Origin of the sequence: Candidatus Nitrotoga sp. 1052 (genome assembly GCF_927312905.1) — a bacterium.
Taxonomy (GTDB): domain Bacteria; phylum Pseudomonadota; class Gammaproteobacteria; order Burkholderiales; family Gallionellaceae; genus Nitrotoga.
Genome location: NZ_CAKMHQ010000036.1, coordinates 1 through 23869, shown reverse-complemented (window position 1 = coordinate 23869; position 23869 = coordinate 1). Strand labels below are relative to the sequence as shown.

Annotated in this window: 26 protein-coding genes and 2 tRNA genes; 8 read left to right on the top strand and 20 right to left on the bottom strand. The window is 49.9% G+C overall.

Annotated features, from left to right (window positions below; translation table 11 throughout):
• Positions 1–20: 20 nt before the first annotated feature.
• Entirely contained in the window at positions 21–497 is a 477-nt protein-coding gene (gene trmL, locus MJ768_RS07985) for a tRNA (uridine(34)/cytosine(34)/5-carboxymethylaminomethyluridine(34)-2'-O)-methyltransferase TrmL (protein WP_239290010.1), read from the top strand.
• A gap of 90 nt (positions 498–587) precedes the next feature.
• On the opposite strand, the gene MJ768_RS07980 is transcribed toward trmL, so the two are convergent.
• The 12 genes from MJ768_RS07980 to MJ768_RS07925 form a co-directional block, all read right to left on the bottom strand.
• Positions 588–887, bottom strand: a complete 300-nt coding sequence (locus MJ768_RS07980) for a BrnA antitoxin family protein (protein ID WP_239289999.1) — start codon at positions 885–887, stop codon at positions 588–590.
• Positions 871–1086 carry a BrnT family toxin gene (locus tag MJ768_RS07975; RefSeq protein WP_239289997.1) on the bottom strand — a complete coding sequence of 72 codons (216 nt, stop codon included), beginning with the start codon at positions 1084–1086 and terminating at the stop codon, positions 871–873. Before MJ768_RS07975 ends, MJ768_RS07980 begins: the two co-directional genes overlap by 17 nt.
• Positions 1087–1346: 260 nt before the next feature.
• Positions 1347–2048 (bottom strand): CPBP family intramembrane glutamic endopeptidase, encoded by a 702-nt coding sequence (locus tag MJ768_RS07970; RefSeq protein ID WP_239289995.1) that lies wholly within the window; start codon positions 2046–2048, stop codon positions 1347–1349.
• A 371-nt stretch (positions 2049–2419) separates the two neighbouring features.
• Positions 2420–3409, bottom strand: coding sequence for an NAD(P)H-dependent glycerol-3-phosphate dehydrogenase (locus MJ768_RS07965; protein ID WP_239289993.1), 990 nt, complete (start codon positions 3407–3409; stop codon positions 2420–2422).
• A 19-nt stretch (positions 3410–3428) separates the two neighbouring features.
• Complete coding sequence (locus MJ768_RS07960; RefSeq protein ID WP_239289991.1) at positions 3429–3875, bottom strand: SH3 domain-containing protein; 447 nt, start codon at positions 3873–3875, stop codon at positions 3429–3431.
• Positions 3876–3877: 2 nt separating this feature from the next.
• The gene (secB, locus tag MJ768_RS07955) at positions 3878–4381 is read right to left on the bottom strand and encodes a protein-export chaperone SecB (protein ID WP_239289989.1); all 504 of its coding nucleotides are present in this window, start codon (positions 4379–4381) and stop codon (positions 3878–3880) included.
• 23 nt (positions 4382–4404) lie between these two features.
• Positions 4405–4662: a glutaredoxin domain-containing protein gene (locus MJ768_RS07950; protein WP_239289987.1), complete on the bottom strand. Its 258-nt coding sequence runs from the start codon at positions 4660–4662 to the stop codon at positions 4405–4407.
• Between the two features lie 2 nt (positions 4663–4664).
• On the bottom strand, positions 4665–5075 hold the full coding sequence (locus MJ768_RS07945; protein WP_239289985.1) for a rhodanese-like domain-containing protein: 411 nt from the start codon (positions 5073–5075) through the stop codon (positions 4665–4667).
• Complete coding sequence (locus MJ768_RS07940) at positions 5056–6807, bottom strand: PglL family O-oligosaccharyltransferase (RefSeq protein ID WP_239289983.1); 1752 nt, start codon at positions 6805–6807, stop codon at positions 5056–5058. The genes MJ768_RS07945 and MJ768_RS07940 overlap by 20 nt, the downstream gene beginning before the upstream one ends.
• A 62-nt stretch (positions 6808–6869) precedes the next feature.
• The gene (locus MJ768_RS07935) at positions 6870–7736 is read right to left on the bottom strand and encodes a M48 family metalloprotease (protein ID WP_239289981.1); all 867 of its coding nucleotides are present in this window, start codon (positions 7734–7736) and stop codon (positions 6870–6872) included.
• A gap of 12 nt (positions 7737–7748) precedes the next feature.
• Positions 7749–8255, bottom strand: coding sequence for an SH3 domain-containing protein (locus MJ768_RS07930; protein WP_239289971.1), 507 nt, complete (start codon positions 8253–8255; stop codon positions 7749–7751).
• Positions 8252–9961, bottom strand: coding sequence for a CHASE2 domain-containing protein (locus tag MJ768_RS07925; RefSeq protein WP_239289969.1), 1710 nt, complete (start codon positions 9959–9961; stop codon positions 8252–8254). The genes MJ768_RS07930 and MJ768_RS07925 overlap by 4 nt, the downstream gene beginning before the upstream one ends.
• Before the next feature lie 249 nt (positions 9962–10210).
• On the opposite strand from MJ768_RS07925, the gene gpmI reads away from it, so the two are divergent.
• From gpmI to MJ768_RS07890, 7 genes are all read left to right on the top strand, one after another.
• A complete protein-coding gene (gene gpmI / locus MJ768_RS07920) occupies positions 10211–11749 on the top strand; it encodes a 2,3-bisphosphoglycerate-independent phosphoglycerate mutase (RefSeq protein WP_239289967.1) in 1539 nt (512 codons plus the stop codon).
• Positions 11746–12918 carry a murein hydrolase activator EnvC family protein gene (locus tag MJ768_RS07915; RefSeq protein WP_239289965.1) on the top strand — a complete coding sequence of 391 codons (1173 nt, stop codon included), beginning with the start codon at positions 11746–11748 and terminating at the stop codon, positions 12916–12918. Before gpmI ends, MJ768_RS07915 begins: the two co-directional genes overlap by 4 nt.
• A 50-nt stretch (positions 12919–12968) precedes the next feature.
• Positions 12969–14381, top strand: a complete 1413-nt coding sequence (locus MJ768_RS07910) for a S41 family peptidase (protein WP_239289963.1) — start codon at positions 12969–12971, stop codon at positions 14379–14381.
• A 35-nt stretch (positions 14382–14416) separates the two neighbouring features.
• Positions 14417–15166: a HesA/MoeB/ThiF family protein gene (locus MJ768_RS07905; protein WP_239289961.1), complete on the top strand. Its 750-nt coding sequence runs from the start codon at positions 14417–14419 to the stop codon at positions 15164–15166.
• Between the two features lie 553 nt (positions 15167–15719).
• A complete protein-coding gene (locus tag MJ768_RS07900) occupies positions 15720–15908 on the top strand; it encodes a hypothetical protein (protein ID WP_239289959.1) in 189 nt (62 codons plus the stop codon).
• 69 nt (positions 15909–15977) lie between these two features.
• Positions 15978–17078, top strand: coding sequence for an AmmeMemoRadiSam system radical SAM enzyme (amrS, locus tag MJ768_RS07895; protein WP_239289957.1), 1101 nt, complete (start codon positions 15978–15980; stop codon positions 17076–17078).
• 426 nt (positions 17079–17504) lie between these two features.
• Positions 17505–17723 (top strand): hypothetical protein, encoded by a 219-nt coding sequence (locus MJ768_RS07890; protein ID WP_239289955.1) that lies wholly within the window; start codon positions 17505–17507, stop codon positions 17721–17723.
• Between the two features lie 84 nt (positions 17724–17807).
• On the opposite strand, the gene MJ768_RS07885 is transcribed toward MJ768_RS07890, so the two are convergent.
• The 8 genes from MJ768_RS07885 to pal (MJ768_RS07850) all read right to left on the bottom strand — a co-directional run.
• A tRNA-Thr gene (locus MJ768_RS07885) sits at positions 17808–17883 on the bottom strand.
• Between the two features lie 59 nt (positions 17884–17942).
• A tRNA-Lys gene (locus tag MJ768_RS07880) sits at positions 17943–18018 on the bottom strand.
• A 63-nt stretch (positions 18019–18081) separates the two neighbouring features.
• A complete protein-coding gene (gene queC / locus MJ768_RS07875) occupies positions 18082–18759 on the bottom strand; it encodes a 7-cyano-7-deazaguanine synthase QueC (protein WP_239289953.1) in 678 nt (225 codons plus the stop codon).
• Positions 18756–19415, bottom strand: coding sequence for a 7-carboxy-7-deazaguanine synthase QueE (gene queE, locus MJ768_RS07870; protein WP_239289943.1), 660 nt, complete (start codon positions 19413–19415; stop codon positions 18756–18758). The genes queC and queE overlap by 4 nt, the downstream gene beginning before the upstream one ends.
• A 34-nt stretch (positions 19416–19449) precedes the next feature.
• A complete protein-coding gene (locus tag MJ768_RS07865; protein ID WP_239289941.1) occupies positions 19450–19866 on the bottom strand; it encodes a YbgF trimerization domain-containing protein in 417 nt (138 codons plus the stop codon).
• A gap of 7 nt (positions 19867–19873) precedes the next feature.
• Positions 19874–20524 (bottom strand): peptidoglycan-associated lipoprotein Pal, encoded by a 651-nt coding sequence (pal, locus tag MJ768_RS07860; protein WP_239289939.1) that lies wholly within the window; start codon positions 20522–20524, stop codon positions 19874–19876.
• 187 nt (positions 20525–20711) lie between these two features.
• Positions 20712–23168 (bottom strand): tol-pal system protein YbgF, encoded by a 2457-nt coding sequence (gene ybgF / locus MJ768_RS07855; protein WP_239289937.1) that lies wholly within the window; start codon positions 23166–23168, stop codon positions 20712–20714.
• Between the two features lie 7 nt (positions 23169–23175).
• The coding region (gene pal, locus MJ768_RS07850) for a peptidoglycan-associated lipoprotein Pal (protein ID WP_239289925.1) at positions 23176–23869 on the bottom strand (694 nt) is incomplete at its 5' end.

Sequence of the window (23869 nt, the reverse complement as noted above, 5' to 3'; positions counted from 1 at the left end):
TCAAAACGGAGGCTCCCATAATGTTTAATGTGATCCTCTTCCAGCCCGAGATTCCGCCTAATACCGGGAACGTCATTCGCCTGTGCGCCAACACCGGGGCGCAACTTCATTTGATCCGACCGCTCGGATTTTCGCTGGATGATAAACAATTGCGGCGAGCCGGGCTGGATTATCACGAATACGCCGATCTTCGTGTACACGACGACCTCGCTGCCTGCCTGCAAACCCTGCCGGGTGCGCGTCTGTTTGCATACACGACCAAAGGCAAGCAGCCTTATCACAAGGTATGTTATCAGGCAGGCGATGCGTTGCTGTTCGGGCCGGAGACTCGTGGCTTGCCTGCGGATATATTGGCATCGTTAGCACCGGAGCAGTGCCTGCGCATGCCTATGCTACCGAATAATCGCAGCCTGAATTTATCCAACACAGTCGCGGTAGCGGTGTTTGAAGCATGGCGTCAGTGCGGGTTTGCGGAGGCTGATAAATCGTTCCGTTAAAACAATTACAATGTTGGTCTGACCTCTTTGACCTTGGGGCTCGCCCACTTCTGGACGAATCCTGCCCGAATGCCGGGTTCGACCTTAACCTCACACTCTACGTGAATGGCGTGAGACGTAGTTACGTAGCACTTCGTCCATGCGTGACTGCCAACCTTCACCGGAAGATTTAAAAAACTCCAAGACCTCTTGGCTGTAGCGCACTGATACGAGTTGCTTTGCATTCTTTGACTTTGGGCGTCCGCGCAGTGCTTGAATTGGAACCATTGCCTTTAACTGTTTCGGGGTGAGTGGCTGCGCGTCTGGATCAGCCTTGGCAGCAGCGGTAATAACCTTGTCTTCTTGCAAGGTAGGCATTACAACGGATGGGCGTTTAGATATTTTTGACATAGTGTGTAACCTCACGGCGATTGGCTTGGCGCAAACTAATAATCCTTCGCATTTTGCCACGATCAACAAATGCCACGTAGTAGAGGATGCCAGTCTTTGGTGCGAGTGCGATCATGCGCAACTCGCAATACTCAAGGCGGTCATCGATCCAAACCAGCGCAGCTTCCCAGTTCGTCTGCCAACGCAAGAGAAACGCCATGTTTCATCTGGTTTGCTACATCTTTGGCTTGATCGAACTCAATTTGCATTATTTACTGTAGCTACAGCAAATTAATTTGTCAATCGAGAAACGTGGCATATTTTTACGGGGCCGAACGTAATGCGCAATTAAAAGTCAAGTAGGGTGGGCACGTCTTTGTGCCCACGCTGGCAGCTAGCCATCTGCGAAGTGTAACAAAGCTTGTTGGAATGTTAGAACTGACCCCATGCATTCTCTGTTAGAACTGACCCCGTGGTTTGCTACTCGTTAGCCGCTGCCATGACGAAGGCGGAGAAGATAACAATGTCCTGCAAAAAATGAATGGTCCACGCCCAAAACATACCGCTCGTCTCAATCACCGACTTGGCAAGTAACCACCCCAACAAACCTGCCATCAGCGCACCTACGATACCGTTGGGCATGCCGCGAAGGTGTGGCGCACCAAAGGCAACCGCCGAAATGAGAAATATGTAGTCGGTATCAACAGCGCCAACAAGCGGCACAATAACGCCAAGACGGTAAACCACTTCTTCGGAGAATGAGTTGGTGAGGGAAAATAACAGAACCCACGGCAGGTAGGGTACGAGTTGCTTAAAAATGCCGCCAGATTTACGGAACTGCAAATAGACAAAGGTGGATGTAGCGAGTGTGATGAAAATCGACAGACTGGCTCCGAGGCTACGCCATGACTCACCCTCAGAGATTCCAAGCCACGAAACTTCTTTGGCGGGAGCCGCGATATTGCCCGGCGTTAGGAAGACCGATAAGTTCGCACCTTTCATGAAATAGATGGCAAGCAGAACAAGCATCGCCACACCAAACAATAGCGCCTGATATTTGGATTGGGTGTTGATGTATTTCAGCTCGCTCACAGAGAACGGCGACCTTTCCGCGAACCGACTAAGATTCAGGATAACTGCCGTAGCACCAATGACGATTACCAACGCGATCATGATTTCCATTCGATTTCTTTTCCTAAGCGGCTAACGTAATATAGAAAACATTTTCATAAGCGAGTAGTACTGCCTATATCGGTACACATTGTCAAGCATCACCAACTCCCCAATATTTTTCATTACCTAGCCGTTCATTTGGCTAAACCTTTGTTATAGAGCAGCCTAAAACTCTGCAGATGAAAGCTCAAGCTGTTTCTCTGGATTCTCCCAAATTACTCGATCGGTTACTCTCTTAAACTCAATGCATTATTTTCTTGAATACGGGGGCCACTATAGTCTTCTTTATTTCATGTCTGAGAGTGCTGCTTCAGTTTACGTTTGGTCATCATCTGCAAATCGGTTCCAACAAGTATGGCTGAGCGATTAAGGCCCAACGACTAATTAAATTCGGAGTTGGGCGCACGATTGAGCAATGCCTCGACCGCGCTCGCCGCCGGAACCTGCTCATACAAGACGCTGTACACCGCCGCACAGATCGGCATGTCTACGCCCAGGCGTTGCGCCAGGTGATGCACTTCACGAACTGTATAGACGCCCTCAGCCACGTGACCCAGTTGGCTCAGGATGTCCGGCAACGCCTGCTGTTGTGCCAGCAAAATGCCCACCTGTCGGTTGCGAGACAGGTCTCCGGTGCAAGTCAGGATCAAATCGCCGGTGCCAGATAACCCACTCAAGGTTTCCGCACGCACACCCATTTTCAATCCCAGTCTCGTCATTTCTGCCAGCCCGCGGGTAATCAGCCCGGCGCGTGCATTTTGCCCATAACCCATGCCTTCGGCGATGCCAGCGGCAATAGCCATCACATTCTTGACAGCGCCGCCCACCTCTACACCCATCACATCGGTGCTGGAGTAGATACGCAAGGACGAATGATGCAAGGATTGCGCCACCTGTCTGGCAAATTTGCCATCGATAGATGCCAAAATCATGGCTGTGGGAAGACCGCGCGCCACTTCCAGCGCGAAGCTCGGCCCGGACAGCACGCCACGGGGGAAGTTTTGCGGCAAGGTTTCTGCGGCCACTTGATGCGGCAGTTGTGTGGTGCCCGCCTCGAAGCCCTTGCACGCCCAGATTACCGGAATCGGCATGGGAATTGCCGCGATCTTCTGTAGCGTGGCACGCAGAGCGGCAATTGGCACAGCAACCAATATTAATTCCGCGCCAATGAATGCGGCATGCAAGTCAGCAGTAAGGTTCAGGTTCTGCGGTAATGGAATTTCCGGCAGGTAACGCTGATTGTAGCCGGTGGCACGCATTGCTTCGATTTGCGCCGCGTCGTTCGCCCACAATGTGACACGATGACGCGCAGACAGATTGATAGCCAGCGCGCTACCCCATGCGCCAGCACCCAGTATAGTAATGTTCATCGTATTAGGAAGGAGCCGGTTAATCGCCCCACACTTCGGTCGCCCTCACATAGCCTGTCGTGCCATCCAGATGACGTACTTTGACCCAGCCATTGCCCGAGCTTTCCAACCACTCCAGCGCTACATGCTGACGCGTATTGAACGCTGCCGGCGCACCCGCATCTGCCGCCTGATGCACCACAGCAAGTGGTGTCATCACTGCCACAAAGCGCTTGCTGCTTAGGGCACGCTTTTCTATCCAAGCCAAGCTACCGGAGCTGTCACGAACTTTAACCCAATCATCCAGGCTAACCACCTGCTCCAGCGGCAAGTAACGATTAACCACAAATATTTTATTTGCTTTAAGCGATGGCGCATCATAAAGAATGGCGGAACTGTCCGCGACAGACGCATAGTCCAGCGCATGCGCGGAACCTGCCGCTGTGGCTAAAGCAATAAACAGGGTTAAAGCGACAGGCGGTTTCATTTTCAATGCTGGGTGGTCGTTGCGGCCTGTGCCTGTGCCTGCTGCTGTTGCTGCTGTTTCTGCTGCTGGTACAACGCTTCGAAATTGATCGGGTTGAGCAACACGGGCGTGAACCCGGCGTGAATCGCCATATTCGATACCACTTCCCGGAGATAGGGATAAAGGATATTAGGGCAGATGATCGCCAATACCGACTCCAGCTCATCCGGCGGCAGATTGCGCACCTGGAAAATACCGGCCTGTTTGGCCTCGATCAGAAACATCACCTTGTCTTTTTCCGGCAGCTTGGCAGTGACTGTAACAGTAACGGTTACTTCATATAGACCCTCTTCCACAAGAGTGCTCTGGGTATTTAATTGCAGATCAATTTTAGGATTCTCGCGTTCCAAAAAAATGCTCGGCGCATTAGGGCTTTCCAGCGACAGGTCTTTCACATACAGCTTCTCGATATTGAATAGGGGTTGTTGCTGTTCGGATGCGGGTGCGGCTGCGGCTTCTTCACTCATTATATTTATCCTTCATTTTTAATTTAACTATTCAACAACTGACTTAATTCACCACTATGCTCCAGCGTCACCAAGTTATCGTAGGTACCAACAAGGCGTGTGCCTATGAAAATTTGCGGCACGGTACGACCTCCGGTAATTTCCATCATTATCCGACGCAACTCCGGCTGCAGGTCCACACGTATTTTTTCGATTTCCGTCACACCTCTGGCGCGCAACAGCCGCTCGGCCAGCACGCAATATGGACACACTGCGGTGCAATACATCAATACTTTTGGCATCGTTATTTTTTCAATGGCAGGCCGGCCTTCTGCCAAGCCAGCACGCCACCCGCCAAATTATACGCCAACTCAAATCCATGCTTGTTTAGCAACACACATGCTGCAGCCGAACGTAGACCACTGCTGTCCATCACTACGATGGGTTGCGTACGATAACGTTCCAGTTCTCCGATGCTCTCATCAAGCTTACCAAATGGAATTTGTTTCGCATTCAGGACATGCCCGGCATTGAATTCTGCCGCTTCGCGCACATCCAGAACTAAAGCATTCTTGTAGTTGATCAGTTGCAGAGCGGCAGCAGTGCTTACTTCTTTTATCCCACGTATGCTGTTGCCAATAAACGACCATAGCAGCATTAAACCGCTACTCACTGCCACTAAAATCATCCAGATATTATCTTGCACGAACTGCATGCTGCCGCTCCTCGTATTTTTGGAGGGCAAATTCTAGCAGAGCAGCGAAGTTCTCGGGGTTTTTCTGTGCCAACGCGCTTAATTCTTTACGCGCCGCCTGGAAATCATCGGGATATGACCAGATGGCACGTTCCATCTGTAATTGTGCCGCAGCCTGCTCTCCGGACAGCGCCAACAGTAATGCCTCGCGGTACACCACTACACCAATCGGTGCAAAAGACATCACTCTCTCATTCAATATGCGCTTGTCAGCGAGATAGTCGGTGCCCACCTTTATCTTGCCACTCATGAACAAATCAAAGTAAGGGCACAGCGGGACTTGCGCATGTGCTGCCATCAGATCCTCACGCCAGAAATTACCGTCTTTGCCTACTGCCTGCCGCAGCCCCATTAACATTTCCAGATTACGGTAATTCTGCAACATTTGCCCCAAGGACAGCACCCCAAGCAACAGTATGATCGCCAGCGACAGACGCCCCAGAAAGCGTGATTCCAAGCGATAAATGGTGGTATCCAGCATGCCCAGAGTAAGCGCTGCCACCCCAAGAAAATATGCATACCATAACGGATATTCCAACAGGCTGTGTATAGCCAACACACCAAGCAATGCGTATCCCCACCAATGGTAAATGGTACGCTGTGCGCGACTACATTGAATTAGGCACATCGCCAACGTACCCAACAGGATAAGCAATCCAGCCAAGCCCATTTCTGCGGCAATCTGCATTACCAATGAATGCGCATTGTTATACAGACCGACAATATCAGTGTTCTGCAAAACAGGACCAAGTTGAAAATGCTGCCATGCGAACTGGCCAAAACCTGCACCCAGCAGAGGAAACTGGGTAAATATCTGCCATCCCTCTCGCCACAAATACAACCGGATGCTGCCGCCAGTCCCTTCGCCAAACAGACGCCGCATCGTGGTAATACTGCCGGCCGCCCCTTCCAGCCAAGGAATTTGCACCACTAGATGCATCAAACCGAAGCCCAGCAACAGCAATAAGGTATAACGCAAAAGGGGCAAACAAGATTTATCGCTACGCTGCCACAACCAGGCCATTCCCGCCATAAACAGCAAATACAGCCAGACGCTGCGCGAGCCGCTCAATACCAGAACGAATAGCAGCGGCATGGCCAACAGCGCAACATTCCATGCGCGTAACAGGCTGCGCATACGCAACAAGCCCAACGAGATTAACCCCAGTGTAATGTAGTTGGCGAAATGGTTGGGTTGAGCCACATTGCCGTAGACGGCTACGGAAATCTTGACCGTAACCACAGCATCCAGGAAAGTGTGCCAGCGGTAATGTTGCAATATGCCGGCCAGAGCATTGAGTTCAGCCCCCACCAGCAGAAATGTCGCCAGCGCTGTCGCCAATGCAGGCAAACCGAATTCCTCGCGCAGGCGTTGACCGAGCATCATTAGTAGCGCCGCCCATAGCAAGTACAGGGCGAGCAACAAAATCTGATCAAAATAGCCCACCCTGCCCAGTACAAACTGCATCATGCCTAACAGCAGCAGCCCTATGGGCAACAGAACGATGAGCGGAATTTCCGGTTGCAGCCAATATCGTTTTGTCACCAGCAGAGGCATGGCGCATAGCCCAAGAACAGCGGCACTCCATTCCTGATAGAAGGTGGTGAGCGGATAGGCATGGTAATAATACAAAAACGGCAAAACCCACATTAACCCGACGAATGTCAAGCTAATGTGGGCGATATTGGGCAAACGGTCTCCTCATTCTCTATAAACGGTATGGCATAACAAACAGAATATAAAAAAAAGAGGTGCTAAGGTTTGATGCGATAAAATCGCGCCACCAGTGTTTTCCCTTTTACATCTTCTAAGCGATCATTCATGACAAGCCCCAACTTTTCTAATCGGTCATCTGGATGGGGATGTGTTTTGAACAGCAGCGCCACGCTGCCGTCATCTTTGGCAAAATGACCTATTTGCTGTAGCACTTCGGGCAAAGCAAAGGCGTCATAACCGGCGCGCGCGGCAAGCACCACCGCGATGCGGTCAGCCTCGAACTCGGCGTTTTTGTCGAGCGAACGTGCCACAATTTCCGCACCGTTACCAATCAGTTTCTGTACTTTGTCATTGCCGCCGATCCGCCTGGAAATTAATTTTCCGCCCAAGTCTACCAGGCTGCTTTGCTGTAAAATTTTCAAATGATGCTTGCGGATGACATGGCCGATTTCGTGCCCCAGCACCCCGGCCAGTTCTGCCTCGTTTTGCAATAAGCTATACAGCCCGCGAGTCAGGAAAATATAGCCTCCCGGTGCGGCGAAGGCATTAACGTCGCTCGATTCAATCACACCGAAATGCCAAGTCAAATCTGGACGCTCGCTTTGACTTGCCACCCAACGCCCGACATTATTGACATATATCTGCAAGCTCTGGTCTTTGATAAGCGCAGAAGCACCTAGCAAGTTGCCCGCAATTTGTCGGCCTATTGTAATTTCCTCTTCCTGCGAAATGCCGACAAGTCCCAACAACGCACTACTTGTTGCGGCGTCAGATTTTTCTTCAATCTTTTTTTGCACGCCGTCCTTGATTACTTTCTTGAATTCCTCCTCGAAATCGAAGCTCCAGCCAGTACTGCAGGCAAGCATCAATACAGTAACCGACAAGTATTTCATTATCGCTTTCATCAGAACTATCCTTTATTCTGGGGAGACTTCTGGGGAAGGAAGGTAATCGAATTTGCGCGCAACAAGCTTCCCTTGAATGGCAAACATCTGAGCTTCAGCTCGGCTTATAGCATACGACTCGACCAGATTCAGTTCGGTCTCATTATATTTTGCAGATTGCAATTCTACTTCGTCTAGTCCGCGGATACCTGTAGTGCCAACTACTTTTCCTGTCCCTGCACGCCCCGACGCCATGCCCAAGAGTCCGCCTATATCACCAGAATCCTTACGCATACCTCCTTTGCGGACATTCAACATATGCACCCAGCCGTTACCCTTTGGGCTTTTTATTTGGAGCCAGCCGCCCTTTTTTTTGACAATTTCCACTTTATCGCCAACAGTTAGCGTGGCTATTGTTTTAGCGTCTCGGAACGGCTCGACCTTGATTCCATCGGTCCTGATTACACTTCCTGTTTCTGCGGCAAATGCAGGCATAGCCAGCAACGCGAACAGAACAGCCCCTAACCTGATCGAATTCATAGTGCCTTCTCTTGTTGTTCATTCCAGCGCAGCAATGCTTCAGCAAACATCACGCGCCAGCAATCGCGCGCTTTTTTGCCACCGCAAATTTTTCCTTGGTGTACAAACCAGCTAACCACAATATCAGAATCAATTATACATTTGCTTAACAATTGCGGAAATGCAGCGATAACCACTGCAACATCCTCGGCCACCCGTGCAGCCCCATTCGCATCTTCCTCATCCACTATCCAGGAAATCGTAAATGTCTTTTCGAATAAATCCCACATGCCTTTTTGATGACCTCTTAGCACTTCTGCGCTTTTCTGTTCAATTCCCGTATTTTCAAGGCCGTAGCGGATTTTTTCCAACATTGCATCGGTCAGTATATTTTGAGCTACGTCGAGACGAATTAATAACAGCGTGGCATATAATTCACCTTCACGCTCGATGGAAGCACGCACCATGTTTTGTTCCAGCATCTTGCCAGTGGCAGCAGAATACACACGTGCGATGGCAAAGTAGACCAGCCCTATCGTCACCGACCCAGTGATGTTGATGTAAGTGTCGGTGAAGTTAATGCTGGCATAAGAAATACCAATCAATATAAATTGCGACGCGCCAAATAATACGTCTATTTTGCTACGCCCGACATTATTATAAAAGCCCCAAGCTGTGGCCCAAATAATGCACAGTGTAAGCAAAAGATACGCTACGCGTGCTTCAGGAAAACGCAGGTAATCATTATGTTTAAAGTTATCTATGGCGGTAGCAAGAATCTCCACGCCTGGGTGCATTTGGCTCATCGGCGTGGGTTTGATGTCAAACAAGCTGGGCGCGGTGGAGCCGATAATGACAATTTTGTTTTTGAATTCGTCTTGCGGGCGCTTTTTTTCCTTGCTGCCCATGTCCGTGAACACATCGTGGAAACTGACGTATTGGTAAGAAAATGGCGGGCCGCGCCAATTGAGCAGAACGCGTTGTGCAGCAGGCTCAGGCCAGCCAAGATCACGCGCCACTCGCGCTGGCAATGACGGCAATTTCCATCCATAATCGTCGCGGTAAATAATATATTGGCGCACGATGCCATCGGCATCGGGATAAATATTATGCAACCCAAGACGCCCACTTTTAAGTGCTGCCGGAAAATGTGGCAGTACCACAGCAACGGTGGCCTCCGGCTGGGCGTCATTGAGTAGCGGCACAACACCGGGAATCATGGCGGGTTTCACCAGGCTCAAGGCATCGCTCGACGGATCAAGACGCAGCAAAGGGAAATAAGTATTGTTTGTGGCGGCAATGGCGGAGTCGAAATAGGCATCGCTGTCAGGGTTGTATATGTCAGAATCGCTGAACAAAATGTCAAACACGATTGCTTTAGGTTGCTGTTTTTCGACCTGCTCGAGAAATTCCCCCAGCACTTGGCGCGGCCATGGCCAACGCCCGTAGTCCTTGGCCATAGCGGCGAGGCTGGCCTCATTGATGTCCACGATTACAATATCGCTATCAGGCTTGGGCACAATGATGCGGTAGCGCACCATCGCGTCGAAAGCCTCCTGACGCATACCAGAAATGATATGCAACTGCACGGTATCAAGCACGGCAAGCAACGTAAGCAGTGCTGCAAGGTAAAGATAGAATTTTTTTTTCCAGAGCTTGGCGAGCAGTGCGGAGGATTTGGAATAAGCCAAACGCAACCGATTAGAGAAATAAATATTAAGGTTCATTGCGAAAACCCAATATTAATGTCATATCGCTCTGTTTTACGCATTTTGAACGGCGCATGTGGCTCAACTTATGAAAGAAGATTGCGAAATATCATCATGCTTGTTATTTAATTTCATTGTCAAAGTTTTTTCCCATTATTCTTTAATTTGGCATTGTGCGAAGCCCGGAATGCCTGGCAATCCAGAAATCAGCTAAAATAGTATTCTAAATAAATAGCCAATCAATATTTAACTTCCCCCAAGTCCGGTATGAAAATCACTCCTGTCCTCCTACTCATCCTCGACGGCTTCGGCTACAGTGAAGAGACTGACCACAATGCTATCGCCCATGCGCACAAACCGAACTGGGACAGGCTATGGCGTGATTATCCGCACACGCTAATCAGTACGTCTGAATTATCGGTAGGGCTTCCGCAAGGCCAGATGGGTAACTCTGAGGTTGGCCATCTCAACATTGGCGCGGGTCGCGTGGTGTATCAGGAGCTCTCGCGGGTAGATGCAGCCATTCAGGATGGAAGCTTCTACAGCAATCCGGCGTTCATGCTAGCTATTGAACATGCCAAGCAACATAACACTGCGCTACATATCATGGGGCTGCTGTCGCCCGGCGGGGTGCATAGTCATGAAGATCATATCCACGCCATGCTGGAACTGGCAGCGCGCGCTGGACTGCGCAAGATATTTATCCATGCCTTTCTCGATGGTCGTGACACACCACCGAGAAGTGCCTCACATTCACTACAGCGGCTACAGGAAAAACTTGCCGCATTGGCCGTTGGGCGTATTGCTTCCATCATCGGCCGCTACTATGCAATGGACCGGGATAACCGCTGGGAGCGAGTGCAGGAGGCCTATGACTTATTGACGCAAGGCAAGGCTGAGTTCCACTCATCTGATGCCCAGGATGGATTGCAGCAAGCCTATGCACGCGGAGAAAACGACGAGTTCGTTAAAGCAACTATCATCACCTCGCCCACCGAACCACCCGTTATCATGCAGGATGGAGACGTCGCGGTGTTCATGAACTACCGCGCCGACCGCGCGCGTCAGCTGACCCGCGCGCTGACCGATCCGACGTTTGATGACTTTACACGTGCATGTTTTCCCAAGCTGGCGCACTTTGTCACTCTAAGCAGCTACGGTGAGGACTTCCATCTCCCGGCTGCATTCATGCCCACAGCCATCCACAATTGTTTTGGCGAGTACCTTTCCGGCTTGGGGCTGAAACAATTACGTATCGCAGAAACGGAGAAATACGCACATGTCACTTATTTCTTCAATGGCGGCAAGGAGCATCCTTACCCGGGCGAGGACCGTATCCTGGTGCCATCTCCCAAAGTGGCAACCTACGACCTCAAACCAGAAATGAGTGCTTTTGAGGTCACTGACAAACTGGAAGCTGCAATTCGTAGCAGGCAGTATCAAGCCATGATCTGTAATTATGCCAACGGCGACATGGTAGGCCATAGCGGTATTATGGAAGCGGCGGTCAAGGCCATTGAAGCCTTGGATGTGTGTATCGGGCGGGTAGTAAACGCAATGCTTGAATGCGGCGGCGAGGTGCTGATTACCGCCGATCACGGCAATGCTGAGCAGATGCTGGATCGCACCACGCAACAAGCACATACCGCACATACACTTAACTTGGTCCCATTGCTGTATATCGGTCGCAAGGCGCAAATAGCTGACAGTGGCTCGCTGCAGGATGTTGCCCCAACTTTGCTCGCTATGATGGGTCTGCCACAACCGCCTGAAATGACGGGTCGGCCGCTTATCTCAATCCGGTGACCTCACTCACCCGCCACGCATTATTGCTGTGCATCTGCTTGGTGGTAGGCATAAACAGCACCCAAGCCGCACAGCAGGAAGAGCTGGACAACCTGCGCAAGCACATCTCTGTGCTGCAAAAGGAACTGGAAAAAACCAGTGAATCTCAATCCGAAGCAACAGACGAGCTGCGAGAATCAGAACGGGCCATCAGCAATAGCAAGCGCAAACTGGCTGAACTCTCATTGCAACACCGTGCTGCAGACCACACCTTGGGGAAGCTGCGACAGCAAGCACAGCAACTGGAAAGGGATATACAGAGTCAGCAGGCAATGCTCAGCAAACTGCTCTACCAGCAATATTTGGGCGGCAAACAAGAATACTTCAAGCTGTTGCTCAACAATCATGACCCCGATCAAGCCGCACGTGAAATGCGCTATTATGAATATATCGCGCGCGGCCGTTCGACTTGGCTCAATATGCTACGCGTAAATCTTGCTCAACTAAACGAGGTCGTCCAACAAACTCAGCAAAAAAGCGGGGAAATTGCGGCGCTACAAGAAGAAGAAAATGCGCAGCAGAAAATATTGGAAAAAGACAAGCTTGCGCGTCAGCAAGTAATCAGTCAGTTCGCCCAGCAACTCAAACAACAGCGACACGAAATTGGTCGCCTACAACGCGACGAAAACCGCTTGTCGCAACTGGTGGCCAAGCTCTCTAAAATATTGACACGGCAAAAAGGCAAAGGGGTATTCAACAATGACAAATTGCCTGATAATCGCTTCGACGGCAAGCCGTTCGAGCAACTTAAAGGCAAGCTGACGCTGCCGGTAATGGGTGAAGTGGTCAATAAATTCGGCAGCGCGCGTCCAGACAGTACCGTGCTTTGGAGAGGTTTACTATTACGCGCAGCAAGCGGTCAGCCAGTGAAATCGGTAGCGGCCGGGCGTGTAGTATTTGCCGATTGGTTGCGCGGCTTCGGGAACTTATTGATCATTGATCATGGCAAAGGCTACATGAGCTTGTATGGCAATAATGAAACGCTGTACAAGCAGGTAGGTGACGTCTTGCGTGGGGGCGACACCGTAGCGGCCGTTGGCAACAGCGGCGGAAATGAGGATTCCGGTGTATACTTTGAATTGCGCCATAGGGGCGAACCTCTAGACCCCATAAAATGGATAGCACGATGAAATTACTCGTGAAGAAACATGTTGCAACAAAACAACTTTAAAGGTCAGACATGCGTAGTCGTATTGAAAAAATTGGATTAATCGGACTTGGGCTGATCGCAGGTGTGTTGATCAGCCTGCAATTCTCTGCCATCGCGAATAAGGACAGTGCTGAGCCGCTGCCGATCGAAGAGCTGCGTGCCTTCTCAGAGGTGTTTGGCCGCATCAAGAGTGACTATGTAGAACCGGTCACCGACAAAAAACTTATCACCGAAGCCATCACAGGTATGTTGACCGGTCTGGATCCGCACTCCGCCTATCTGGATGCCGACGCGTTCAAGGAACTACAAATCGGCACGCAGGGCGAATTCGGTGGTTTGGGTATTGAGGTAGGAATGGAAGACGGACTGGTGAAAGTGATTTCGCCAATTGAAGATTCCCCTGCTTATCACGCTGGCATGAAGAGCGGCGATCTGATCATCAAACTCGACGACGTGATGGTTAAGAGCCTGACGCTAAGTGATGCGGTTAAACGCATGCGCGGCAAGCCAGGCAGCAAAATTGTCTTGACCGTGATTCGCAAAGAAGCGCCCAAGCCGCTGACCTTTACTTTAACTCGCGCCATTATTAAAGTACAAAGTGTGAAGTCCAAGCTGATCGAGCCTGGCTATGCTTTTATTCGCATCACCCAATTCCAGGAGCACACTGGCGAGAACCTCGCTACTGCGCTTAACAACCTGTTCAAACAGAACCAGGGCGCCATGAAAGGCTTGGTGTTGGATCTACGTAACGACCCAGGTGGCTTGCTCAATAGTTCGGTAGCAGCATCTGCCGCATTCCTGCCCAAGGATGCTCTAGTGGTGTATACCGAAGGGCGTAACTCAGATGCCAAGATGCGCCTGTCTGCCGTTCCTAATGACTATCTGCGCAACAACGAGAAGGATTACCTGAAAAATCTGCCTGCGGCGGTCAAGACTGTGCCGATGATAGTTCTGGTGAATGGCGGTTCTGCATCCGCTTCAGAAATCGTCGCAGGTGCATTGCAAGATCATAAACGCGCTGTCATCATGGGCACCCAAACCTTCGGTAAAGGCTCGGTACAGTCCGTTCTGCCGCTAGGCAACAATACCGCAATCAAGCTCACCACAGCGCGTTATTTCACGCCTGGCGGCCGCTCTATTCAAGCCAAGGGTATCGTCCCTGACATCGTAGTGGAAGATCCGGCGACTATCGATCAAGATCAAACTTTCCGCATGCGCGAGGCTGATTTGGAGCGTCACTTGAGCAACAGTCAGCAGCTTGATGTGAAGGTAGACGTCACCGTAAAACCCACAGCTCCGGCTGCGCCAGCTAAGTCTCCGACCAAACGCGAGGAAGGCGATGCGACAAAGCCAAAAATGCTCGAGTTCGGATCAAAAGAAGATTACCAGTTACATCAAGCTGTAAACTTGTTAAAAGGTATAAATATATTGCAAGGGAAGTAAGCGAGTACTAATAACTTTCTTCTCTTCCATATCGCATGAATGACGAACAGTTACTGCGCTATAGCCGCCACATCCTGTTGCCTGACATTGGCATCGAAGGACAACAGAAATTACGGGATGCGCACGCACTGATAATAGGTGCTGGCGGACTGGGTTCTCCTGCTGCCATGTACCTCGCCTCCAGCGGCGTTGGCACCCTGACCCTGTGCGACGGTGACACTGTAGACCTGACCAATCTGCAACGCCAAATCGTACACCGCACTTCCAGCATCGGAATGGCTAAGGTAGATTCTGCACGTACCTCGCTCGCTGAAATCAATTCCGATGTTCGCGTCATAGCCCTGAATGAACGCGCGGATCAAACGCGTTTATTTGAACTAGTTGGCCAAGCCGATGTAGTGCTGGATTGCAGCGATAACTTCGCCACGCGCTATGCGCTTAACCAAGTTTGCGTGCAATTAAAAAAACCTTTTGTATCCGGCGCGGCTACCCGCTTTGACGGCCAAGTAGCCGTGTTTGACATGCGCCATCCCCACAGCCCTTGCTATCATTGCCTCTATCCAGAACAATCTGATGCTTTAGAAACACGTTGCGCGGTAATGGGTGTATTTGCTCCACTAGTTGGCATTATCGGTAGCATGCAAGCCGCTGAGGCACTCAAGCTATTGATGGGAATAGGTACCCTGCTGTGTAGCAGATTGCTGGTAACAGATTTGCTGCATATGGATCTGCGCACCGTTAAGTTGAACAAGGATCCAGCTTGCCTAATTTGCGGCGCGTCATAAATGTAGCATTTGGCTAGCATCGCCGCGCCACGCATTCAAAATGCTGCAGCTATACGTTCCAGCAACTGCCTAAAGTAGCTCAACCCAAGAAATTCGGGCATTTAGCAACTCATCTGCAGGCACAATATTAAACGCATTGGCTTGTCTCAGCGTATGGGCACGTTACTCATCATCCATTAATTTCCTTACATCAGGCGATAGGCAATGGAACTGATGTTAGCCCCTAACCCACTAGGCGTTGCAGAAACGGTTAACCATAGCCAGCATGACACGGCCAGTGGGTGCGGCTGTGCACGACCACCATCGTGTAGCAACAGCTTCTGCTTTTCTCTTCATTGTGATGCTACCGTTGTTAATCAGCGTCTGAATTTTTCCAGTAAACAACGCCGTAATTTTCCAGTATTAATTTATATACAGCTGTTTAACTTAGCTAAAAAATGGTAGTTATTGGGCGCTGTTTTACACCGGTAGTGCCTACATTGAATGGTTCTACCACTGTGACCGTGCCTCCTGGCGCCCAGCCCGACGCGTATTGCGCCTGAAGGGAAAAGGTTTGCCGGAGTTCGGCAACAGCCGGCATGGTGATTTGTATTTACGCATCATGGTGCAGGTGCCGGAGCGCCTTTCCCGCGAGGAGCGGGAGTTAAATGAGCGGTTGAATGCTATTGGTGGCAAGGTACATAAACGCAACTATGGCGGATATAAGTTGTCTGATTTCTGCTATATAAAGAGTCCACAATAGTGTGCGTACTGACTTGCATATAGCTATACAAAGAACCGCCATATGGTATGAAGATAAAAGGAGTAAATTATGGATGAACCAATCGGCATGACCGAACGCCATCCCGCAAAATACTGGCACAGGCTGGATGATGGTCGCATTCAGTGCGATCTGTGTCCGCGTGATTGCAAGCTGCACGAAGGCCAGCGCGGAGCGTGTTTCGTGCGGGGCATGACGGGGAATGCCATGGTGCTCACCACCTATGGTCGTTCCTCCGGCTTCTGCATCGACCCCATCGAGAAGAAGCCGCTCAATCATTTTTATCCTGGCTCCAGCGTGCTTTCCTTCGGCACCGCAGGCTGCAACTTGGCCTGCAAGTTCTGCCAGAACTGGGATATCTCCAAGTCGCGTGACATGGACCGGCTGATGGATTGGGCTACGCCAGAAGCCATTGCTAAAGCAGCGCAGGCACATGGCAGCAAGAGCGTGGCCTTCACTTACAACGACCCGGTGATTTTTCTGGAATACGCACTTGACACGGCTGACGCCTGCCATGCGCTGGGCATCCAGACCGTGGCCGTCACCGCAGGCTACATACACGATGCGCCACGCCGCGAGTTCTACGCAAAAATGGACGCGGCCAACATCGATCTCAAGAGCTTCACCGATGACTTCTACGTCAAGCTCACTGGCGGTCATCTACAATCGGTGCTGAACACATTGGCCTATGTCCATCACAACACCGACTGCTGGTTGGAGATCACCACCCTGCTCATTCCCGGCCGCAACGATTCCGATGCCGAGATCAAGGCGCTGAGCACTTGGGTGGTGAATGAGCTGGGGCCGGAAGTGCCGTTACACTTCTCCGCCTTTCACCCGGACTGGAAGATGGAGGACGTGCCGCCCACACCACCATCCACACTGAGCAAGGCGCGCCGCATCGCGCTGGATACGGGCCTTCATTATGTTTATACCGGCAACGTGCACGATGCGGAGGGCGGCACCACCTATTGCCCGAAATGCCATCACGCGACTATCGCGCGCGATTGGTACGACATTCGCCATTATGACCTTACGCCGCAGGGCACCTGTCCGGAATGCGCAACAAAAATTGCCGGACGTTTTGGAAAATTCGAAAAGCCGTTTGGCCCACGCCAGATTCCGGTTTACATGCGGGCGGAGCACTCATGATTAATACACGGCGGATTCAATAACCAACCTCAACAGTTAATGTTTAGTAGCGAATTTAGTAGGTTCCATATTGAGCAATAGCTCGCTGTAAACCTCTTCAGGTGATCGAAATCCGAGCGACTTCTTCGGGCGTGTATTCAAGCTACATGCAGTGCCACCTAGAGTAGTGCTGCATTCTTGATGGAACTTATTTTTGAGATCATTTTTTCAGCATTTATTGCATGAAGTGTCAATTTTCAGAAATTAAACCATTTGATTTGGTTGCTACGTTCACAATAATATTTAGCAATGAGCCTCTTCTGTGACCAGTTGTATAAGTTCCAATTAGCGTGCAACACTACACTTGTTGCTCTTGCGTGTAGACTGGCAGGGCAGCCCGCTGGCGTTCTTGCTCCGCTACAAACTTGTCGACCAGCTAATCGAAAAATGAGCAAGGACAATACTGCAGGGTCTGCGAGGTTGCTGGCACTCAACGTTGCACACTATCCGTCGAAGTACGATGAATTGCCGCTAGATGAGACGCTCGGCATGATAGACATGGGCAAACCAAATGCCGTGCAACTTCAGTTAATGGCTTCTGGAATGGAGGTATTTGTTGGAGTTTTGGGATGTGCCGTATCTGGAATAGAAGAGCTGAGGCATTGAGCGGCTTTTCTTACATCAGCCTTACATATACATTACACAACTAGAAATAAAAAAGCCTGCATCTATGCAAGCCTTTGTTTATATTGGTGCCGCTTGTCGGATTCGAACTGACGACCTACCGCTTACAAGGCGGTTGCTCTACCAACTGAGCTAAAGCGGCGATAAAATTATTAGTGTAGCGTTCAGATGTTCTGATTCACCTGAACTGCACACTGAAACTGGTAGGTCGTGCCAGATTCGAACTGGCGACCAACGGATTAAAAGTCCGCTGCTCTACCGGCTGAGCTAACGACCCATATCCCTTAAAGAAGGGCGCATTATACGGACTTTACCCGCCCTGTCAACGCGACAGGGCGCATCATCCTGCAATGCGATAGCGTGTCGGATCGACTATTCCAGCGGTCTTGAAGCCGGCCCGGCGCAGTTGGCAGGAATTACACACAGCGCATGCGCGGCCATCCGAATCGGCTTGGTAACAGGATACGGTCAGGCTGTAATCCACGCCAAGTTCCGTACCTAGTTTAACTATATCGGCCTTGGACAGGTGCAATAAAGGCGCGTGCAATGTCAAATATTTGCCCTCTACCGCTGCCTTGGTGGCGAGATTAGCCATACTTTCGAAGGCCGCTATATATTCTGGACGACAGTCGGGATAGCCGGAAAAGTCAACTGCGTTCACCCCAATGAATATGTCCTGCACCTGCAATACTTCCGCCCAAGCCAGGGCGAGCGATAGCATGATGGTGTTGCGAGCTGGTACATAGGTGAGCGGAATGCCTGCTGTTGCCTGTTCCGGCACTGCAATGCGCGTATCTGTCAAGGCAGAGCCACCAAATCCAGTCAGGTCAACGCTGATAACACGCTGTTCAATCGCACCCAGTGCCTGTGCCACACGCTCTGCTGCAGCAAGTTCAGCATAATGGCGCTGCCCGTAGTCCACACTCAACGCATGGCAGATATAGCCCTGCCGTTTCGCCATGGCCATCACCGTGGCTGAATCCAGACCGCCTGACAATAACACTACTGCATTCTTCATTTTCCCTGCTGGCTGCCCCACAATAACTTATGCAATTGTACTTGCAGGCGCACTGGCAAACTATCGCGCAGAATCCAATCGGCCAGTACTGTAGGTGACAATCGATCTTGTACGGGCGAAAATAGTACGGTGCATTTGTCAGCCAAATCACGTTCACGCAGCACCTGTTTGGCCCATATGTAATCGGACTCATCACATAAGACAAATTTTATTTCGTCGTGTGCATGCAACGCAGCAAGATTGCTCCATAAGTTCTTTTTCACTTCGCCTGATGCTGGTGTCTTGATGTCCAGGATCTTCATCACACGCACATCGACACTAGACACATCCAGCGCCCCGCTAGTTTCCAGCGACACCTCATAACCTGCATCACACAAGGCACTTAGCAAAGGCAGGGAGTTTTTCTGCGCCAGGGGCTCACCCCCGGTAACCGTAACATAGCGCGTATGATACCGTGCTACTTCAGAGAGTATTCCCGCAACTGTCATATTCTGTCCGCCGCTAAAAGCATAAGTAGTATCGCAATATGAGCAACGTAACGGACAGCCAGTCAGACGCACGAAGACCGTCGGCAGGCCGACGCGGCTCGTTTCGCCTTGCAAGGAATAAAAAATTTCGGTGATGCGCAACTGCTCGCTGACGGAGCACGTAATCATGGAAATATGCTCTATTTAATATTCGCCAGCCGTTTCATGGTTTTATCGGCCGGGGCGGCACGGCTGCTTCAAGCTTTTCAAAACGACGCACGCGGGTATCCAGATCAATGTAGGAATCTCGCTGCCGCTTCTCCGCATCTTGCAGACCATGCACTAACTCTTCATTCTGCCCACGCAACCTGCGCAATTCAGTTTTCTGTGTCTCGATCTGCGCTTGAAGATCGAGTACCTCACGGGTTTGCTGCTTGCGAGTCTCAATCTGTTGCTTTATAGTTTCAGCTTGCTGCTTGATTGTTTCAGTTTGCTGCCTGCCGCTTCCTTCCAGATTGGACACGCGCTCTTTTAGTTGCCGGATTTGGTTATGTGCCTCTTCATCGGTAAAGAAGGCCGCATGTGCAGAACATGCTGCAATGGTACTCCATCCGGCAAACAGTAAAACGGGAAGTTTCATGCCCAGCCTACTTTGAAGTATAGTTCAACTCAGTGCGGCGATTTTGAGACCAAGACGACTCGTCATGCGTTTTACCTATAGGTTTCTCTTCGCCATAACTGATCGACTCAATCTGGCCTTCTCTAACACCACCCATTAGTAACCTCTTTTTAACTCCATCGGCGCGACGTTGCCCCAAAGCCAGATTATATTCACTGCTCCCACGTTCATCTGAGTTTCCTTCCAGGCGCACTGTACGGCTTGGGTGCTCGACCAGATATTCAGCATGTGCCTGAACAACAGGTTTATCCTGCTCAGAGATGGTATCTACATCGGTTGGATAATAGATAACGCGCTTAGCCAGCAAACTTTTCGGGTTATTTAAAGGATCATTCGCTTCAGATTCAGCTGAACCTGAACCTGAACCTGAACCTGAACCTGAACCTGAACCTGAGCCTGAGCCTGAGCCTGAGCCTGAGCCAGGATAAATTGAAACACCAGAGGCACTAGTAAGTGGCTGATCGCCAGTTCCTGATGCATTCGCAGGAGCAGTTCCATCCAGGGATGCATCACTACCGTCCTTCTTAATATTGGCTACAGGAGGTTTAGCGCAAGCGACTAAAAAGTGGATTAGTAATACAACCATTACTAATTTTTTAACATTTTTCATTGTATTCATAATATCAGCTCTCGCAAAGTTGCTATTTTAAAAAAAGTTCTAACGTTAGCCGCATACATCTTTGGCTTGCTAGAACATCTTCTTATTAATCCTATCATCGCAATGATCAAGGTGACGCTCAAATGCTAGCTGGCAAAATACCAAGAATATAGATGCACTTACTTTAAAGTATCGGACATAGACACACTTACTTGAGGGCGTCGAGGCGTTTTTTGGCCTGATCAGCTATTTTGCTTCCGGGGTATTTAGCGATTATTTGATTGAGTGTTTTCTTGGCCCCAACTATAGCCTTAAGTTGATGTTGACTATCAGCAATACTTAACATAGCGTCTGGTACATTAGGGCTAGATGGATGCTTGTTCACCAACAGCTGATAACTGTCCAATGCATTCTTGTAATCTTTCAAAGCAAAATAGGCGTTACCCATCTCATAGTGAATATTAGCCACATGCTTCGATTCAGGATATTTTTTCAGAAATTCCTGGAAGGCATTAATGGCATTCTGATGGTTACCAGCTTTAACATGGCCATGTGCCAACTCATAAGCACGATTTTCCATGGTGACAGCATCTGTTTCCAAGGCATTTCCATTAACTGCCTTGATAGACGAAGATGGCGGAGGTGAATTTCCACCCCCAGCCGTTTTGGCGGGCTGAGCGGCAGTAGGTGCTGATGTCCCAGCTACTATCGCTTCAAAATGACGCAGGCTGGCATCCATATCAATATAGAAATCTTTCTGCCGTTTCTCCGCGTCCTGCAAGTTGCGTAACAGATCTTCGTTCTGGCTGCGCAACCTGCGTAATTCTGTGTTTTGTGCGTCATCAATCTTCGTTTGCAGATCGAGCATTGAATTGGTTTGTTGCTTGTTGGCTTCTGCCTGCCGCTGCTTCGATTCCTGCAAGTTGTGCAGTAAATCTTCGTTCTGACTGCCCAACTTGCGTAATTCTATGTTCAGTGCATCAACCTGCGCTTGTAGCTTATGTAGAGAACTTGTTTGTTGCTTGCTAATTTCTGCCTGCCGCTTCTCCACTTCCTGCACGTTATGCATCAACTCTTCATTCTGATCTCGCAACATGCTTGCTTCATCATCCTGGGTCCCAATCTTTTTTTTCAAATCAAGAACAGCTACCGTTTCAACATGGCGTAAGCGGCTATTTAAATCACTGTTGAAATTTTTCTGTTTTTTCTCTATTTCCTGTAAATTGTGGATAAGCTCTTCATTCTGACTGCGCAATTCGGTGTTCTGTGCCTCAATATTTTTTTGTAATTCAAGCATGGAACTAATTTGTTGCTTGTTGGCTTCTACCTGCCGCTTTTCCATATCCTGTAAGTTATGCGTTAATATTTCTTCGTTATGACTGCGTAACTTTTGCAATTCTTCATTCAGAGCCTGGATCTGCTTTTGTAGTTCAAGCGGAGATACAGTTTCAAAATGGCGCATACGGGTATCCAGATCGGTATAGACATCTTTCTGCCGTTGATTTGTATCCTGTAATCTATGATCCAAATCTTCATTCAGCCCCTGCAACTTTCGAAGTTCTGCGTTTTGAGCCTCGATCTGTACTTGGAGATCCAGCATAGCTTGGGTTTGTTGCTTGCCGCTTTCTTCCAGCTGGGAGGTTCTTATCTTAAACTCAGCTTGCTGCTGGTCGAGAATGGAATTAATTTGTTGCTTGCTGATTTCCTCCAGCTGAGAAATGCGTATTTTGAATTGGGCTTGCTGCTGTTCAAGCATGGCATTAACTTGTTGCTTGCCATTTTCTTCCAGATTTGACATACGCTCATTGAGCTGCATTTGCTGACCGAGCAGAGAGCTGGCTAGTTGTTTGCTGGTTTCAATTTGTTGCTTGCCGGTTTCTTCTAGATGAGAAATGCGCTCAGTGAGCTGCGTTTGCTGGCTAAGCAGAGAACTGGCTAGTTGTTTGCTGGTTTCAATTTGTTGCTTGCCTGCTTCTTCCAGATGAGAAATGCGCTCAGTGAGCTGCGTTTGCTGGCCGAGTAGAGAACTAGTTTGTTGTTTGTATATTTCGACTTGTTTTTGATTGGTTTCGGCTTGTTGCTTACTGCTTTCTTCTATCTGAGAAATATGCGCCTTCAGCTGCGTTTGCTGATTTAACATAGCATTAGCATGTTGCTTCAAGGTCTCGAGTTGTTTTATGATTTCGATCTGCTGTTTGCTGCTTTCTTCCAACTGAGAAATGCGCACCTTCAGCTGCGCTTGTTGCTCTAGTATAGAGCTAGCTTGTTTTTTATTAGCTTCAGACTGTCGCTTCTCGGCATCCTGCAAATTGTGCATCAACTTTTCATATTGACCGCGTAAGCTGAGCAATTCCTTTTCGTGATTGTTATAGAGATTTGTCTGTCGCTTTTCCGTATCCTGTAAATTGTGAACACGTTCTTCGTTTTGCCCATGCAACTTGCGCAATTCCGTTTTTTGGACCTCGATCTGCGTTTGCAGCTCATTAAGCAAGTGGAATTGTTGCTTGATGGTTTCAACTTGCTGTTTGCCAGCACCTTCCAGAGTGGTTAGGCGCTCCCCTAGTTGCCGGATCTGATTGTGCGCCTCATCGTCGCTGAATAGTGCAGCCTGAGCCTGCCCTATAACAACACACAATCCTGCAAACAGCAAGGTTTGAAACTTCATGCCTGACTTACTTGACGTTATAGTTCAAGTCGGTGCGGCGATTTTGTGACCAGGCAGCCTCATTATGTGCAGTAGACATTGGCTTTTCTTCGCCATAACTAATCGACTCAATCTGGCCTTCTTTAACACCACCCACTAACAACATCTTCTTCACACCTTCGGCACGACGTTGACCCAAGGCCAAATTGTACTCACTACTCCCTCTTTCATCGGCATGGCCTTCCAAACGCACTGATCGATTTGCATGTTCAGCCAAATACTTGGCATGAGCCTGCACAGTGCGCTTATCCTGTTCTGGTACGGCATCAGTATCGCTTGGATAAAAGATACTGCGCTTAGCCAGCAAACTGCTCGGGACACTAAGAGAATCTTCAGCGACTGCTTCCCGTGCTGCAGCCGCCTTAGCAGCATCTCGTGCAGCATTCGCCTTAGCAGCATTCTGCGCAGCAGCCGCATTAGCCGCTTCGCGTGCCACTGCCACATCAGCGGCTGCCTGTGCAGCAGACGCCTTGGCGGCTTCAAGTTCCGTCGCAACCTTGGCTGCGTTAGCCGCTTCCCGCGCAGCAGCAGCACTAGCCGCTTCGCGTGCAGCTGCCGCATCAGCAGCTGCCTGTGCAGCAGACGCCTTGGCTGCTTCAAGTTCCGCCGCAACCTTGGCTGCGTTAGCCGCTTCCCGCGCAGCAGCAGCACTAGCCGCTTCG

What these genes read in the sequence shown, in the direction of transcription:
- trmL (WP_239290010.1), top strand. Translation starts at nt 21, where the DNA reads ATGTTTAATGTGATCCTCTTCCAGCCCGAGATTCCGCCTAATACCGGG.
- MJ768_RS07980 (WP_239289999.1), bottom strand. Translation starts at nt 887, where the DNA reads ATGTCAAAAATATCTAAACGCCCATCCGTTGTAATGCCTACCTTGCAA.
- MJ768_RS07975 (WP_239289997.1), bottom strand. Translation starts at nt 1,086, where the DNA reads ATGGCGTTTCTCTTGCGTTGGCAGACGAACTGGGAAGCTGCGCTGGTT.
- MJ768_RS07970 (WP_239289995.1), bottom strand. Translation starts at nt 2,048, where the DNA reads ATGGAAATCATGATCGCGTTGGTAATCGTCATTGGTGCTACGGCAGTT.
- MJ768_RS07965 (WP_239289993.1), bottom strand. Translation starts at nt 3,409, where the DNA reads ATGAACATTACTATACTGGGTGCTGGCGCATGGGGTAGCGCGCTGGCT.
- MJ768_RS07960 (WP_239289991.1), bottom strand. Translation starts at nt 3,875, where the DNA reads ATGAAACCGCCTGTCGCTTTAACCCTGTTTATTGCTTTAGCCACAGCG.
- secB (WP_239289989.1), bottom strand. Translation starts at nt 4,381, where the DNA reads ATGAGTGAAGAAGCCGCAGCCGCACCCGCATCCGAACAGCAACAACCC.
- MJ768_RS07950 (WP_239289987.1), bottom strand. Translation starts at nt 4,662, where the DNA reads ATGCCAAAAGTATTGATGTATTGCACCGCAGTGTGTCCATATTGCGTG.
- MJ768_RS07945 (WP_239289985.1), bottom strand. Translation starts at nt 5,075, where the DNA reads ATGCAGTTCGTGCAAGATAATATCTGGATGATTTTAGTGGCAGTGAGT.
- MJ768_RS07935 (WP_239289981.1), bottom strand. Translation starts at nt 7,736, where the DNA reads ATGAAAGCGATAATGAAATACTTGTCGGTTACTGTATTGATGCTTGCC.
- MJ768_RS07930 (WP_239289971.1), bottom strand. Translation starts at nt 8,255, where the DNA reads ATGAATTCGATCAGGTTAGGGGCTGTTCTGTTCGCGTTGCTGGCTATG.
- MJ768_RS07925 (WP_239289969.1), bottom strand. Translation starts at nt 9,961, where the DNA reads ATGAACCTTAATATTTATTTCTCTAATCGGTTGCGTTTGGCTTATTCC.
- gpmI (WP_239289967.1), top strand. Translation starts at nt 10,211, where the DNA reads ATGAAAATCACTCCTGTCCTCCTACTCATCCTCGACGGCTTCGGCTAC.
- MJ768_RS07910 (WP_239289963.1), top strand. Translation starts at nt 12,969, where the DNA reads ATGCGTAGTCGTATTGAAAAAATTGGATTAATCGGACTTGGGCTGATC.
- MJ768_RS07905 (WP_239289961.1), top strand. Translation starts at nt 14,417, where the DNA reads ATGAATGACGAACAGTTACTGCGCTATAGCCGCCACATCCTGTTGCCT.
- amrS (WP_239289957.1), top strand. Translation starts at nt 15,978, where the DNA reads ATGGATGAACCAATCGGCATGACCGAACGCCATCCCGCAAAATACTGG.
- MJ768_RS07890 (WP_239289955.1), top strand. Translation starts at nt 17,505, where the DNA reads ATGAGCAAGGACAATACTGCAGGGTCTGCGAGGTTGCTGGCACTCAAC.
- queC (WP_239289953.1), bottom strand. Translation starts at nt 18,759, where the DNA reads ATGAAGAATGCAGTAGTGTTATTGTCAGGCGGTCTGGATTCAGCCACG.
- queE (WP_239289943.1), bottom strand. Translation starts at nt 19,415, where the DNA reads ATGATTACGTGCTCCGTCAGCGAGCAGTTGCGCATCACCGAAATTTTT.
- MJ768_RS07865 (WP_239289941.1), bottom strand. Translation starts at nt 19,866, where the DNA reads ATGAAACTTCCCGTTTTACTGTTTGCCGGATGGAGTACCATTGCAGCA.
- pal (WP_239289939.1), bottom strand. Translation starts at nt 20,524, where the DNA reads ATGAATACAATGAAAAATGTTAAAAAATTAGTAATGGTTGTATTACTA.
- ybgF (WP_239289937.1), bottom strand. Translation starts at nt 23,168, where the DNA reads ATGAAGTTTCAAACCTTGCTGTTTGCAGGATTGTGTGTTGTTATAGGG.